The sequence below is a fragment of the Mesorhizobium sp. WSM3868 genome, assembly GCF_002294785.1.
In the GTDB taxonomy this organism is placed as follows: Bacteria; Pseudomonadota; Alphaproteobacteria; order Rhizobiales; family Rhizobiaceae; genus Mesorhizobium.
In genome coordinates this window covers 123,589-137,038 of sequence record NZ_NSGB01000010.1, presented here as the reverse complement: position 1 = coordinate 137,038, position 13,450 = coordinate 123,589, and the positions used below count along the sequence as shown (strand labels likewise).

At 64.1% G+C, this 13,450-nt stretch carries 14 protein-coding genes; all 14 read right to left on the bottom strand.

Annotated features, from left to right (window positions below):
- Positions 1–8 precede the first annotated feature (8 nt).
- The 14 genes from CK221_RS17665 to CK221_RS17600 all read right to left on the bottom strand — a co-directional run bounded on the left by CK221_RS17665 (position 9) and on the right by CK221_RS17600 (position 13,314).
- The gene (locus CK221_RS17665) at positions 9–1,229 is read right to left on the bottom strand and encodes an MFS transporter (RefSeq protein WP_067000744.1); all 1,221 of its coding nucleotides are present in this window, start codon (positions 1,227–1,229) and stop codon (positions 9–11) included.
- Positions 1,226–1,720 carry a transcription antitermination factor NusB gene (gene nusB, locus CK221_RS17660; RefSeq protein WP_095778643.1) on the bottom strand — a complete coding sequence of 165 codons (495 nt, stop codon included), beginning with the start codon at positions 1,718–1,720 and terminating at the stop codon, positions 1,226–1,228. The genes CK221_RS17665 and nusB overlap by 4 nt, the downstream gene beginning before the upstream one ends.
- On the bottom strand, positions 1,717–2,211 hold the full coding sequence (ribH, locus tag CK221_RS17655; RefSeq protein ID WP_067000738.1) for a 6,7-dimethyl-8-ribityllumazine synthase: 495 nt from the start codon (positions 2,209–2,211) through the stop codon (positions 1,717–1,719). Before ribH ends, nusB begins: the two co-directional genes overlap by 4 nt.
- A gap of 283 nt (positions 2,212–2,494) precedes the next feature.
- Positions 2,495–3,112, bottom strand: coding sequence for a riboflavin synthase (locus CK221_RS17650; RefSeq protein ID WP_095778642.1), 618 nt, complete (start codon positions 3,110–3,112; stop codon positions 2,495–2,497).
- A gap of 61 nt (positions 3,113–3,173) precedes the next feature.
- The gene (gene ribD / locus CK221_RS17645; RefSeq protein ID WP_179295161.1) at positions 3,174–4,301 is read right to left on the bottom strand and encodes a bifunctional diaminohydroxyphosphoribosylaminopyrimidine deaminase/5-amino-6-(5-phosphoribosylamino)uracil reductase RibD; all 1,128 of its coding nucleotides are present in this window, start codon (positions 4,299–4,301) and stop codon (positions 3,174–3,176) included.
- 2 nt (positions 4,302–4,303) lie between these two features.
- A complete protein-coding gene (nrdR, locus tag CK221_RS17640; RefSeq protein WP_059184872.1) occupies positions 4,304–4,783 on the bottom strand; it encodes a transcriptional regulator NrdR in 480 nt (159 codons plus the stop codon).
- A 216-nt stretch (positions 4,784–4,999) separates the two neighbouring features.
- Positions 5,000–5,578 carry a hypothetical protein gene (locus CK221_RS17635; RefSeq protein WP_067330212.1) on the bottom strand — a complete coding sequence of 193 codons (579 nt, stop codon included), beginning with the start codon at positions 5,576–5,578 and terminating at the stop codon, positions 5,000–5,002.
- Positions 5,579–5,657: 79 nt separating this feature from the next.
- Complete coding sequence (glyA, locus tag CK221_RS17630; RefSeq protein WP_067330041.1) at positions 5,658–6,971, bottom strand: serine hydroxymethyltransferase; 1,314 nt, start codon at positions 6,969–6,971, stop codon at positions 5,658–5,660.
- A gap of 126 nt (positions 6,972–7,097) precedes the next feature.
- Entirely contained in the window at positions 7,098–8,738 is a 1,641-nt protein-coding gene (locus tag CK221_RS17625; RefSeq protein ID WP_095778639.1) for a Na+/H+ antiporter, read from the bottom strand.
- 139 nt (positions 8,739–8,877) lie between these two features.
- A complete protein-coding gene (locus CK221_RS17620) occupies positions 8,878–10,131 on the bottom strand; it encodes a L,D-transpeptidase family protein (protein WP_067000724.1) in 1,254 nt (417 codons plus the stop codon).
- 335 nt (positions 10,132–10,466) lie between these two features.
- Positions 10,467–10,889: a hypothetical protein gene (locus CK221_RS17615; protein ID WP_170950319.1), complete on the bottom strand. Its 423-nt coding sequence runs from the start codon at positions 10,887–10,889 to the stop codon at positions 10,467–10,469.
- A gap of 210 nt (positions 10,890–11,099) precedes the next feature.
- Positions 11,100–11,615 (bottom strand): winged helix DNA-binding protein, encoded by a 516-nt coding sequence (locus CK221_RS17610; protein WP_067001002.1) that lies wholly within the window; start codon positions 11,613–11,615, stop codon positions 11,100–11,102.
- 239 nt (positions 11,616–11,854) lie between these two features.
- Positions 11,855–12,277 (bottom strand): DUF6163 family protein, encoded by a 423-nt coding sequence (locus CK221_RS17605; RefSeq protein ID WP_067000719.1) that lies wholly within the window; start codon positions 12,275–12,277, stop codon positions 11,855–11,857.
- Complete coding sequence (locus tag CK221_RS17600; protein ID WP_095778637.1) at positions 12,274–13,314, bottom strand: enoyl-CoA hydratase/isomerase family protein; 1,041 nt, start codon at positions 13,312–13,314, stop codon at positions 12,274–12,276. Before CK221_RS17600 ends, CK221_RS17605 begins: the two co-directional genes overlap by 4 nt.
- Positions 13,315–13,450: the final 136 nt, after the last annotated feature.

Below are 13,450 nucleotides of genomic sequence, written 5' to 3'. Positions count from 1 at the left end.
GCGCAATGTCAGTTGGCGCGGCGCAAGCCCGGCAGCTTCAGGGTGCCGAGCGCCAGGAAGCAGAGCACAACGACCGGGAACACGATCCAGTTCAGCATGGTCCAGCCCCAGGCATTGTAGACCGCGCCCGACATCAGCGAGGCGAAGGCGACGGAGCCGAACAGGACGAAGTCATGGAAGCCCTGCACCTTGCCTTTTTCGGATGGATGGTAGCTCGCGGCGACCATGGCGGTCGCGCCGATGAAACCGAAATTCCAGCCGAGGCCGAGCAGGATCAGCGCGGTCCAGAACTGCCATAGCGCAAGGCCTGAGAGCGCCACCACTGCGCAGGCGATGAGCAGCACCAACCCAATGGCGACGATGCGCTCGGCGCCGAAGCGGTGGATCAGCGAACCGGTGAAGAAGCTCGGCCCGAACATCGCCATAACGTGCCAGGAGATGCCAAGCGTGGCATCGTCGGTCGAAAGACCGCAGCCGACCATGGCGAGCGGCGCGCCGGTCATGACGAAGCTCATCAGCGCATAGCTGCCTACGGCGCAGAACAGCGCCGCGACGAAACGCGGTTGGGTGGCGATCTCGACCAGCGGACGTGCGTCGCTTGCGGCGGCTTCGGCGGCGCTGCTCGTCCGCCTGGACGTATGCAGGAAGGAAAGGATAATCGCGCCTATGGCGGCCAGCACCAGGATGGAGGCGAAGGATCCGGCAAACATCACCGGGGCCAGAAGGTCGCCGGTGTAGATGACGATCTGAGGCCCGAGGATGGCGGTGACGATGCCGCCAGCCAGCACGAAGGAAATGGCGCGCGCCTTGAATTGCGGCGGCGCGTTGTCGGCGGCGGCGAAGCGGAACTGCTGCACGAAGGCGCCGCCGACACCGATCACGCCCAGGCCAAAGGCGAACAGCCAGAAGCTCGCCTGAAAGAGCGCGAGCGTCGCGATCAGCCCGCCGAGGGCGGTGACGATGGTGCCGGTCATGAAGCCGCCGCGATGGCCGAGCCGGCGGATGATGGCGGCCGCCGGCAGGGCGCCGAGCGCAACGCCGAGGTTGAAGCCGGTGACCGGCGCCGTCGCCAGAGACTTGTCGGGGCCGAGCAGATATTGGCCGGCAAGCGCGCCGATCGAAATGGCGATCGGCGCGGCGGAACCGACGATCGCCTGCGCGGCCGCGAGGAGCACTGCCGTGCGGCGCGCTTCCCTGCCGGCGTCAGCGACGACTGCCGTGGCGGTCACGATGCGTCCTTGCCGCGACCCTCGCCCCGTACCCGGCGCGAGACACGGTCGAGCAGGGCGTTGACCAGCTTCGGCTCGTCTTCCTCGTAGAAGGCCTTGGCGATGTCGACATATTCCGACACGATCACGGCCACGGGAACGTCCTCGCGCTTCATCAGCTCATAGACGCCGGCGCGCAGGATGGCGCGCAGCGTCGAGTCCAGCCGCGACAGCGGCCAGTCGTCAGTCAGCGCCTGGCGGATGATCGGATCGATGGTCTTCTGGTTCTCGACGACGCCGGTCAGGATGGCGCGGAACCACTGCGGGTCGGCCTCGCGATAAAGCGCGCCGTCGACTTCCTTGCCGAGGCGGAAGGCCTCGTATTCGGCGGTGATCTCGAAAATACCGCTGCCGGCCACGTCCATCTGGTAGAGCGCCTGGACGGCGGCAAGACGGGCGGCACCGCGCTTGTTGGCATGGCGCGCCGCACCGGTCTGGGCAGGATCGCTCACGATTGGGCTCCGAACTTCTCTTTGAGCGCGATCATGGTCAGCGCCGCGCGGGCGGCAAAGCCGCCCTTGTCGCCTTCGGTGCGCTTGGCCCGCGTCCAGGCCTGCGCATCGTTTTCGGTGGTCAGGATGCCGTTGCCGATCGCGACCGCTTCCTGCACGGAAAGATCCATCAGCGCACGGCTCGATTCATTGGCGACGATGTCGAAATGATAGGTGTCGCCACGGATGATGGTGCCGAGCGCGACGAAGCCGTCATAGTGTACGCCGCCCTCGCCGGCACCGTCCAGCGCGAAGGTGATGACGGCCGGAATTTCGAGCGAGCCAGGAACAGTCACGACGTCATAAGTGGCGCCGGCCTCGTCCAGCGCGCTGGTCGCGCCTTCGAGCAGCGCGTCGGCGAGGTCGTCGTGGAAACGCGCCTCGACGATAAGCAGATGCGCCTTCGCCTGCGGACGAATGAACGCTTTGCCGTGTTGGGATATGCCTGCCATAAAAGTCTCCGGGGGGTTGCCGGTGACTTAGGCCGAAGCCGGATTGATCGCAAGCACAAGATTGCCGCCCGACACAGGTCCAGCATCTTCCGACAGGTCCGGATCCCAAGCATCGCGATCTTCCGGGCTTTCTTCAGCTAGCAGGCGAAGGCTCGAGGATCGAGATCGATGCTCGAGGGCCCATCACCCGCTCAAGCTTCAGTCCGAGAAGGGAAGCTGAGGCGCCGGCGCGACCTGGCACCTCAGCGATCCGCGCCGCCTCGCCGGAACCCCTCGGCTGCGCTCAAAGCCCCTGTTTCGCCGCCTCGGCGAGGCGCGCGGCATAACGGGCCATGGTATCGATCTCGATGTTGACGCGGTCGCCAGCCTGGCGCTCGCCCCAGGTGGTGACGCTCAGCGAATGCTGGATCAAAAGCACATCGAAGCGCGTAGCTTCGACCTTGTTGACGGTAAGCGAGGTGCCGTCGAGCGCGACGGAGCCTTTCGGCGCGATGAACTTCGCCAGGTGGCGCGGCGCCTCCAGCGTGAAGCGCACGGCATCGCCCTCTTCCTTGCGCTCGACGATTTCCGCCGTGCCGTCGACATGGCCGGAGACGATATGGCCACCGAGCTCGTCGCCGATCTTCAGCGCCCGTTCGAGATTGATCCTGGTGCCCGATTTCCAACCGGATGCAGTGGTCAGCCTGAGCGCCTCTTCCCAGGCTTCGACCTCGAACCAGCGCGCGTTCGAGCCGTTCTCGGGCAGCGCCGTCACAGTCAGGCAGACGCCACCGCAGGAAATCGAAGCGCCGATCGCGATCGTTTCCGGGTCATAGGCCGTGTCGATGCGCAGGCCGACGCCTTCGCTGAGCGGCTTCACCGAAGCGACAGTGCCGACATCCGTAACGATTCCCGTAAACATCAGATCGTGTCTTCCAGTTTGACCATGCTCTTATCCAAAAACCATTTCCCACTTTTTGGGATCATGGTCTTACCCACTCGGCATAGCTGTCCTCGCCGAAGCGCATCTCACGCAATTTGCGGAAACCCGGCGGGATATGCGCAGCGTCGATCGGCGAGGCGATACCATCCTCGCCGATCGCCTCCGGTCCCTGGAACAGGACGATGCGGTCAACGAGGTCTTCCGCCAGGAAGGCCTCGGCTACCTTGGCGCCGCCTTCGACCACCACGCTCGCCATGCCGAGGGCTGCAATATCCTCGAGCAGTTCCGGCAGGGCTACTTCGCTCTCGTAAGTTTCAGTGCCGATGAAGTGCACGCCCGCGCGTTCGAGCGCAGCCCGCCGCTGCGGGTCGGCCTCGGCGCATGCCGCGACATAGAGCGGGACACGATCCACCCCGGAAACGAGCTTCGACGACTCCGGCAGCCGGATCTGGCGATCGAGGATGATGCGAGCCGGGGAGCGGTTCTCCAACCCCGGCAGGCGCACGGTCAGCGCCGGGTCGTCCTCCAGCGCAGTGCCGATGCCGACGAGGATAGCGTCGGCCTCCGCGCGCATAAGATAGACTTCGCGCCTGGCGATCTCACCCGTGATGGCGACCTGGCCGGCGCCTTTCCGGCCGATCTTGCCGTCGCTCGAAAGCGCAAGCTTCAGCGTCACTTCGGGACGTTTCTTCAAAGATCGAATCAGATAGCCGGCCATCTGCTCGGCGGCCTCTGTGGCGAGCACCTTCTCCACGACCTCGATGCCGGCGGCGCGCAGCATGGCGTAACCCTTGCCGGAAACGCGCGGATCGGGATCGCTCGCGGCGCCGACGACGCGCGCAATGCCGGCATTGACCAGCGCGGTGGCGCAGGGCGGCGTGCGGCCGTGATGGGCGCAGGGCTCAAGCGTCACATAGGCGGTGGCGCCGCGGGCCAGTTCGCCGGCCTCGGCCAGCGCCTCGGTCTCGGCGTGCGGCCGGCCGCCAACAGCAGTGACGCCGGTGCCGACGATCATCGGGCCGGCGCCGTCGTCGCGCACGACGATGGTGCCGACGGAAGGGTTGGTCGCGGTGCGGCCGGCATTGCGGCGCGACAGCCTGATGGCCGCCGCCATGAAACGGCGATCAAGGGCTGCTTGCTCGGCCCCGCCCAATTGAGCTTTCGCCATGATCAGCCGGCGTCCTCTTCGGTCTTTTCTTCGTCGCCCTTCAGTTCGCCCAGCAACTCGTGGAAATCCTTGGCTTCACGGAAATTGCGATAGACCGAAGCGAAGCGGACATAGGCGACGTCGTCGAGCGATTTCAGCGCTTCCATGACGAGCCGACCGACCTCGCCGGAGGCCACTTCCGTCTCGCCGGAGCTTTCGAGCTGGCGCACGATGCCGGTCACGGCGCGATCGATCCGCTCGGGGTCGACATTGCGCTTGCGCACCGCGATCTCGACCGAGCGCAGCAGCTTGTCGCGGTCGAACGGCACCTTGCGGCCGGACTTCTTGATGACGACGAGATCGCGCAGTTGCACGCGCTCGAAGGTGGTGAAGCGGCCGCCGCAGTCCGGACAGACGCGGCGCCTGCGGATCGCCGCGCCATCCTCGGCGGGACGCGAATCCTTCACCTGCGTATCTTCGGACTGGCAATAGGGGCAGCGCATGGAGAGCCTTGGGTTTGCGATTCAGAGCATGATCCCGAAAAGTTGCAGACTCTTCGGAGAAGATCATGCTTCAAAAACAAAATCTTAGAGCGAGATGGCGATTCAAGGAAGCGTCATCTCGCTCTGGTGAGCGGAAGGCTTAGAGCCTTCATTTCTCAGAGATAGCGAGGCGCGAGAAAGATTGCCAGCGCCCTGCCCCTGTCGTGCCCGGTCGGTTCAGGGCGCGACGTCCTTGGTCGGGAATCCGCAGGACGTGCCGAGGTTGCGGTAGGCCTTGGTGAAGCCGTCCATCGGAATGCTGGCGACGGTCTGCTTGCCAAAAACAACATCGAGCGAGGTGACTTTGCGCATGGCGCGCAGCAGAGCGAGACTTGTCTTCGCCTGGTTGTCGACCGTCCAGCTGGGACGACCGCCAACGGCATTCGAATAGACTTTCGCGGAAACCTTGATGCCGGGGTCGCCGAAGGTCGCCGCGATGTCCTTGCCGGTCGGCAGGTCCTTGTTGTCGACGGCGATCATGATCGCGGGATAGGCATCCGGCGGCAGCGCGTCGCCGGTCGAGATCGACAGCGTTAGCGTGCCAGCATTGCCGATGCCGTCGACGAAAGCTGCGGAGGCCGCGCAGGTCTTGTGCGCATCCTGCCCGGTGTCGAGCGTGTCGATGATCGTGGTCCATCTGCCGAAGGTGTTTGTGGCCGGTTCTGGCTGCGCCTGCTCCTGCCCGGCCGCGCCGGACACGGCGAAACCGGCCAGCGAGCCGACCAGGGCCAAGGCGGCAAGATGGAAAATGCGCATCATCAAGTCTCCAGTTCGCGACGCCGCCCAATCAGGACGGCGCACTGCCGGCGGATAAAAGATGACGCGCGGCTTCCGGTCAACCGAGATAAGGATAGAGCGGGAAGCGATCCGTCAACGCCGTGACCTTGGCCTTGACCGCGGCCTCGACTGCCGCATTGCCCTCGTCGGAATTCGCCGCCTTCAGCCCGTCCAGCACCTCGGCGATCAGCTTGCCGATCTCGCGGAACTCGGCCTGGCCGAAGCCGCGCGTGGTGCCGGCCGGCGTGCCGAGACGGACGCCGGAGGTGACGAACGGCTTTTCGGGGTCGAAGGGGATGCCGTTCTTGTTGCAGGTGATGTTGGCGCGGCCGAGAGCCGCCTCGGCGCGCTTGCCGGTGGCGTTCTTCGGGCGCAGGTCGACCAGCATCAGATGGTTGTCGGTGCCGCCCGACACGATGTCGAGGCCAGTTTCCTGCAGGCTCGAAGCCAGCGCCTTGGCGTTGGCGACGATGCTCTCGGCATAGGCTTTGAAGCTCGGCTTCAGCGCCTCGCCGAGCGCCACCGCCTTGGCCGCGACGACATGCATCAGCGGGCCGCCCTGGAGGCCCGGGAAGACCGCCGAGTTCATCTTCTTGGCGATCTCCTCGTCGTTGCAGAGGATCATGCCGCCGCGCGGCCCGCGCAGCGACTTGTGCGTCGTCGTGGTCACGACATGCGCATAAGGCAGCGGCGACGGGTGCATACCGCCGGCGACTAGCCCGGCGATATGCGCCATGTCGACCATCAGATAGGCGCCGATCGAATCGGCAATCTCGCGGAAACGCTTCCAGTCCCAGATGCGCGAATAGGCCGTGCCGCCGGCCAGGATCAGCTTCGGCTTCGTCTCATGCGCGGTCTTCTCGATCGCGTCCATGTCGAGCAGGTGGTCGTCCTTGCGCACCCCGTAGGAAACGACCTTGAACCATTTGCCGCTCATGTTGACCGGCGAGCCATGCGTGAGATGGCCGCCGGAGTTCAAATCGAGGCCCATGAACGTGTCGCCGGGCTGCAGAAGCGCCAGGAAGACGGCCTGGTTCATCTGGCTGCCCGAGTTCGGCTGGACATTGGCGAAGTTGCAGCCGAAAAGCTTCTTGGCGCGCTCGATGGCCAGTTCCTCGGCCACGTCGACGAACTGGCAGCCGCCGTAATAGCGCTTGCCCGGATAACCCTCGGCATATTTGTTGGTCATGATCGACCCCTGCGCCTCGAGCACGGCGCGGGACACGATGTTTTCCGAGGCGATCAGTTCGATCTCATGGCGCTGGCGGCCAAGCTCGTTGCGGATGGCGCCGAAAATTTCCGGATCGGCGTCGGCAAGCGTGGTCTCGAAGAAGGATTCGAATTTGTTGGCGGCTGCCGCGGCATTTGACATGGCTTGCTTTCCCTTGGGGCCGGAGGTCTGCGAGGTCGCCGCGCCATTAACACAGTTGTTTGGAGCCCGCCACGTTTGCGGCGCGAAATTTGCTGGCCGGATTGCGCCAAGCAAATCGGCTGAACACTATTTCCGGTCGCGCCGGCTTTTGAGCAGCGCTTCTGTCAAAGTGATCTCGGAAAGCAGCGCCCGCATCGTGTGGTCGTTGATCTGGCGGGTGCGGAACATGGCGCGCACGGCGGCGCGCTCCGCCTCGATGCCGGCGTGCCTGAGCTCAAGCTCCAGCCGCCCGGATTCGCGCGCCTCGGCGCGCGCCTCTTCGGCCTCGTCGGAAGCCGCGATGCGGCGCCGGTAGCCGGCAACGATGCTGTCGGCGACCGCGAGCCGAGCCTCGGCCGCCTCGCCTTCGCCGCCCTCGATGGCGAGGCTCTCGATCTTGGCGATGGCGGCCTCGGCGGCGCCCGCACGCGCCCGCCGCTCCTCGGCCGCACCCGGATCCTCGCCTGGCTCGACCAGCCCGCGGGCGATCCTCGGCAAAGCAAGGCTGGCGATGACCAGCGAGCAGATGATGACGCCGGCGGCGAGAAAGATCACCACGTCTCGCGCTGGAAAGGGCGAGCCATCCTGCAGCGCGAGCGGCAGCGACAGGATGCCGGCAAGCGTGATCGCGCCGCGCACACCGGCCACCGATCCGGCAAGCCTGACGCGGAAACCAAAGGGCTCTGCCTTGCGCTTGCCGAGCCGCGCGGCGATCATCGACGCCATGTCGCCGATCCAGATCCAGACGAAGCGCAGGCCGATCACGCAGAGCGTCAGAATGAGCACGGTCAGCACCGGCTCGAACAGCCAGTGCCGGCTGGTGAGTTCCGGCGGGACCCTGCGGATGATGTCAGGAAGCTGCAGGCCGAGCAGGATGAAGAGAGCACCGTTGAAGACGAAGGTCAGCGTCGACCATAGCGACATCGCCTGGATCCGCGCCGAGACCGAGAGATGGCGGAAAATGCCGGAGGTGCCCGTAACCAGGCCGGCGGTGACCGCGGCCAGGATGCCCGAAGCGCCGACATGCTCGGCAATCAGATAGGCGACGAAGGGCAGCAGAACCATCACCAGCACCTGCGCCCCCGCCGGCGTGCCGCCGATGCGGCCAAGCACCTGCAGCGCCTTGGCGGCGACGAACAACGCCGCAATGCCCGCGAGGATGCCGGCCGCCACGGCGTAAAGAAAGCTCAACGAGGCGGCGGCGAACGAAAAGCTGCCGGTCAGCGCCGCCGCAACGGCAAAGCGGAACATGACCAGGCCGGAGGCATCATTGAGCAGGGATTCGCCTTCCAATATGTGCATCAGCCGAGCCGGAACGACATTGCGGTCGACAATCGAGGACACGGCAACGGCATCGGTCGGTGACAGCACGGCGGCCAAAGCGAACGCAACCGCCAGCGGGATGCTTGGCACCAGCCAGTGCAGAGCATACCCGAAGCCGACGATGGTGAAGAAGACAAGTCCGACGGCGAGATCGAGGATCGGCCCGCGCAGCTCGATCAGCTCCCGTTTCGGCGCCGCGAAGGCATCGCCGAACAGAAGCGGCGGAATGAACACCAGCAGAAAGAGTTCCGGATCGATCTCGACATGCAGGCCCTTGGCCGGCCAGGCAAGCGCGGCGCCGATCGCAATCTGCAGCACGGGGAGCGGCACCCGCACCAGCCGCACGAGAGCGCCGGAAAGTGCCACGAAAGCGAGCACGACGAGAATGAAGACGGCTACGTCCATGATGCGATTCCAGCTGTTCGCGCTGTATGTCCCACTTTTTGACGCATGTCATTCTGCCCAAACCGCCGCGCACTGTTTGGGGACATGCAAACAAAAAAGCCGCTCCAAGAGCGGCCTTTTCGTGATTTATATCAATCGGTTACAGCGCAGAAGTAATCTGCAGCTCGCTGTTGCCGTCGAGGCCGTAAATGTCGTCGCGGAACTGCACGACGCCGGGTCCGGTCGACCATGCCGACAGATACAGGAAGTGGACCGGCACCGGGTTGACCACCTGAACCGGCGTATTCTCGCCAGTCTTGATCGCCGCCTCGAAATGCTGGCGATCCCAGCCGGGCGTATCACGCAGGATCCAGGTGACGAGGTCGCGCACGTTCTGGACGCGCACGCAGCCGGAAGAGTCGAAGCGCATCAGCTTGCCGAACAGGCTCTGCTGCGGCGTGTCGTGCATGTAGACGCCGTCCGGGCTCGGGAAGTTGATCTTGACCGAGGCCATGGCGTTGCCGGCGCCGGGATCCTGGCGGAAGCGGTACTTGGCGGCATCGTCCGTCGACCAGTCGACGGTCATCGGATCGACCTCGCTTCCGTCAGGCGCGAACAGCCGGATGTGGCTGTCCTTGAGGTAGTTCGGGTCCTTCCGCATCAGCGGAATGATGTCCTTGCGCACGATCGAGACCGGCGCGTTCCAGTAAGGATTGACGATGATCTCGTTGATCTTGGAATTCACGATCGGCGTCTGGCGGTCGATCTTGCCGACGATCGCGGTGTGGCGCAGCACGACGCGGTCGTTCTCGACGGCTTCCACCTGCGCGGCCGGAATATCGACCAGCACATAGCGGTCGCCGAGCGTGCCCGCCTTCTCGCGCAGCCGCTGCAGATTGGTCTGCAGCTGGCCAAGCCGGATCGGCGCCGGCACGTTCATCGCCGAATAAGTGTATTTGCCCATGGAGCCGTCGGCCGGCAGGCCGTGACGGAGCTGGAAGCGCTTGACCGCCGAGTCGACATAGGAATCGAACGCCGTCGAAATGCCGGCGCTCTGCGACAGGTCGCCCGAGACCATCAGCCGCTTGCGCAGCGGCACGACATCCGGATCGTCGACGCCGAGCTGCAATTTCTTGGTTGCCGGAACCTGCTCCCAGCCGCCCTGGCCGACAATGCCCTGGTACTGCGCCACCGCCTGCTCGGTGAAGGCTACGGTCTGCAGGCTGAAGATCGGCAGCGTCGAGGCAACCTTGCCGGTCTCGCTTGCACGGGCGTCGAACTGGTCGTCCCAATTGCCGCGGGTCGAGGATTTCAGAATGTCGCCGATCACATCCTGCGCGCTGGCATGGCCGGCGACGACGGCGGCGGCGAGCGCAGAGGCTCCGGTCAGGAAGAAACGGCGGCTGGTTCTCATGGATGTTCCAGACATTTTAGCTATATCTAATCTCGCTCAGTTCGCTCTACTGGCGGGTTGCCCGCACTCTAGGGTCGGCAATCTTAACAATTAGCCAACCATGACTTGCGTCAGCAGGGCGTGAAAACGTAGGACCACGACACCTGCTCCAGGAAGCGCAGGGCCTCGGCCCGCAGCATCACCCGCATTCTCGCTTTCACTGCGATTATGGCGGCAACGTGACCTTGGCCCGCGATTTGCCTCCGGCAAGATGATCAAAAAATGGGACCGAGGCATTTTGGCATCGCCGATAGCGGCGGGTTCACCAGATGCCCGCCGTCATCCTCGGTTTGCCCCTATTTCACCCGGTTCGGGCAGAGGGCTTTGAACTGCTCCAGCGTGTAGTCGTAGCCCGAGGCCCCCGAGCCATCGAGCACCACGTTCTCGTCGGTGTCGGTGATCTGATAATCCGTCTCGCTTCCGGCGGGGCTGCGCCCCTGGAACAGCATGTTGGCGCCGTAAAAGGTGGTGAATTTTCCGCTCTTGCAGTCCGCTGTGATCTCCAGATGCAAGGGCGTTTTCATTTCCTTAGCGATGCAATCCTCGGTCACCTTACCGACATAGTCGCGGCAGTATCCGATGGCGTTCTGCCTCGTATGTTTAGTCAGGATACTGGCATGCGAGGTGTTGATGCCGGATTTCTTGACGACCGTAACCTCCATTCCGGCCTTGGAGCCATAACCGAGGGTCCGGGCAGCGGCCGGTGAAACAAGGATCACAGCGCAAATCGCAAAGCAGGATATGACGCATGAGGCCTCCCCTTTGACTGCAGAGCTTCCACACGCGCTGCTCGGCGGTCAAGCGCTCGCCCTGCTGCCGCCCCGCTTTCGCAAAAGACAAGAACCGGCACCTGTCGGCACCGGCCCTGATTGTTTTCTCCGGCCGCGCTTCTTCGCCGCGGCTTCGATCGTCTCAGATTTCGAATCCGCTTACATCCGGTAAGCGATCGTGTCGTTCCAGAAGCGATCCAGACGCTGGAGCGCGCGGTTCATCTGCTTGAACTCGTCGGTGTTGATGCCGCCCACGGCCTCGATCGAGCCGACATGGCGCTCGTAGAGGCCGGCGACGACCTCGGCCACCTCGTTGCCCTTCGGCGTCAGCGAGACGCGGACCGAGCGGCGGTCGATGCGCGAGCGCTGGTGGTTGATGAAGCCGAGGTCGACCAGCTTCTTCAGATTGTAGGAGACGTTCGAGCCGAGATAATAACCGCGCGAGCGCAGCTCGCCGGCGGTCAGCTCCGAATTGCCGATATTGAAGAGCAGCAGCGCCTGGATGGCGTTGATGTCGGAGCGGCCGTTGCGGTCGAACTCGTCCTTGATCACGTCAAGCAGACGGCGATGCAGACGCTCCACCAGCTGCAGCGATTCCATGTACAGCGAACGGATCGCCTCGCGGCGATCGTCGGAAACGTTGGCGGTCTTCGCCGCCGGACGCGAATTGATCATTGTCTTTGCCTCTCGTTTGTCGCCCGGTGATTTTTTGTTCTTCACCTTGATCGCGACACTATCGAATACTCATAAAATTCGACTTAAACGCCAGGGCTAACAAGAGCTTACCGGTAAGAGGTTTCGAAAGAGGCTTAACGAACGGTCATACGAGCAAGAACAATTAACCTAAAGATTTAGCCAAGGGTTTTGGGGCAGTCGCCGACCCCGTATCTAGGTTCCTTACGCCGCCCGGCAAGCTATTGCCTGAGCTGGCGCTTCTGCAGCCAGATGACCACGCGGAAGACGATGTAGAGCAGCGCCACGCAGGCATGTGAGACGACGATCAGGATCCGGTGGCCGAAGAGATTGGGAAAACCGGCATACATGACGGTCTCGGTCGCCGCGCAGATGAACCAGATCACTGGCCCCCAGGAGGCAAGCATCCAAAGGCCCGCGGCGGCGAAAGGAAAGAAAACAGCAAGCGTGGCCGCGGCCACCTGCCAGTGCACCGGCATCAGATCGAAGCGCCAGAGCTCGCCCGGATAGATGCCGATCAGCCGGACCCAGTAGAGGACACCGAACAGCAGGCAGTAGCCGGCAATGACCCGCTGGAACCAGGCGAAGATGATCTCGGTGGTCGAGGGCTGCAGCACCACGCGCCTGGAGGTGACCTCGCTCACAGCTCGAGCTCCCCGGCCCCGAGCGGCGCGAAATACGCGTCGACATCGGCCGCGCTCACCGCATCGAGGCTGGCGGGCCGCCATTCCGGCTTCGAACCCTTGTCGATGATGGCCGCGCGGATGCCTTCATAAAAGTCGTGGCCGGCCAGCATGCGGTTGAGGATGCGGAACTCCATCTTCATGCACTCGTCCATCGACAGCGTCGACCCGGCGCTGATCTCGCGCCAGGCGACGTTGAGGCTGGTCGGCGAACGCGTCCTGATCGTCGCCAGCGTCTTGGCGGCGAAAGCGTCGGTGGCGGATGCTTCCAGGCTGGCGACGATAGCGGCGAGCGAGGGTTGCGAAAAATGGCGGGCGATCGATTCCAGATCCTGCCGCTCGGTCTCGCGTCTTGCGGGTGTGAAGAAATCGCGCAACTCCGCATTCACGTCGCCGCTTGTAGCCAGCTCGTCAAGCAGCCCCGCCTGGTCCTCGGCCTTGATCGTGTGGGTGGCGAGGCCCGACCACAGTGCATCACCATAGCGGATGCGGTTTCCCGTCAGCCCCAGATACATGCCGAAGCTGCCGCCGAGATCGGGCAGCAAATGGCTGGCGCCAACATCGGGAAAGAAGCCGATGCCGACTTCCGGCATGGCGAATTGCGCGTTCTCGGTCAGCACGCGGTGCGAGCCGTGGAAGGAAATGCCGACCCCGCCGCCCATGACGATGCCGTCGATCAGCGCGACATAGGGTTTCCTGAAGCGGGCGATGCGGGCATTGAGACGATACTCGTCGGCGAAGAAGTCGACCGGCGGCTTGCCGGCGCGGCCCGCCTCGTAAATGTGCAGAATATCGCCCCCGGCGGAAAACGCCCTGCCCTCAGCCTTGACGACGACGACGACGACGCCGGCATCGCCCTCCCAGGCGTCAAGCGCCTTGCCAAGCGCCTTGACCATGCGGTGGGTGACGGCATTGAGCGCCTGCGGCCGCGTCAGTGTGACGACGCCCGCCTTGCCTAGACGCTCGAAGCGAATCTCGTCGCCTCCGCCAAAATCCATCGCCAGAGAATCCTCCTCTCCGCCCTTCCAGAGGGATTGAAGTGCTAAAGGCGGCATAGGGATGCGTCAATGGCGGCAACGCCGCGCTGGCGGCCAGCCGCTTCCGGTGTTAGGTAACCGGCAAAGTATCGCGCGT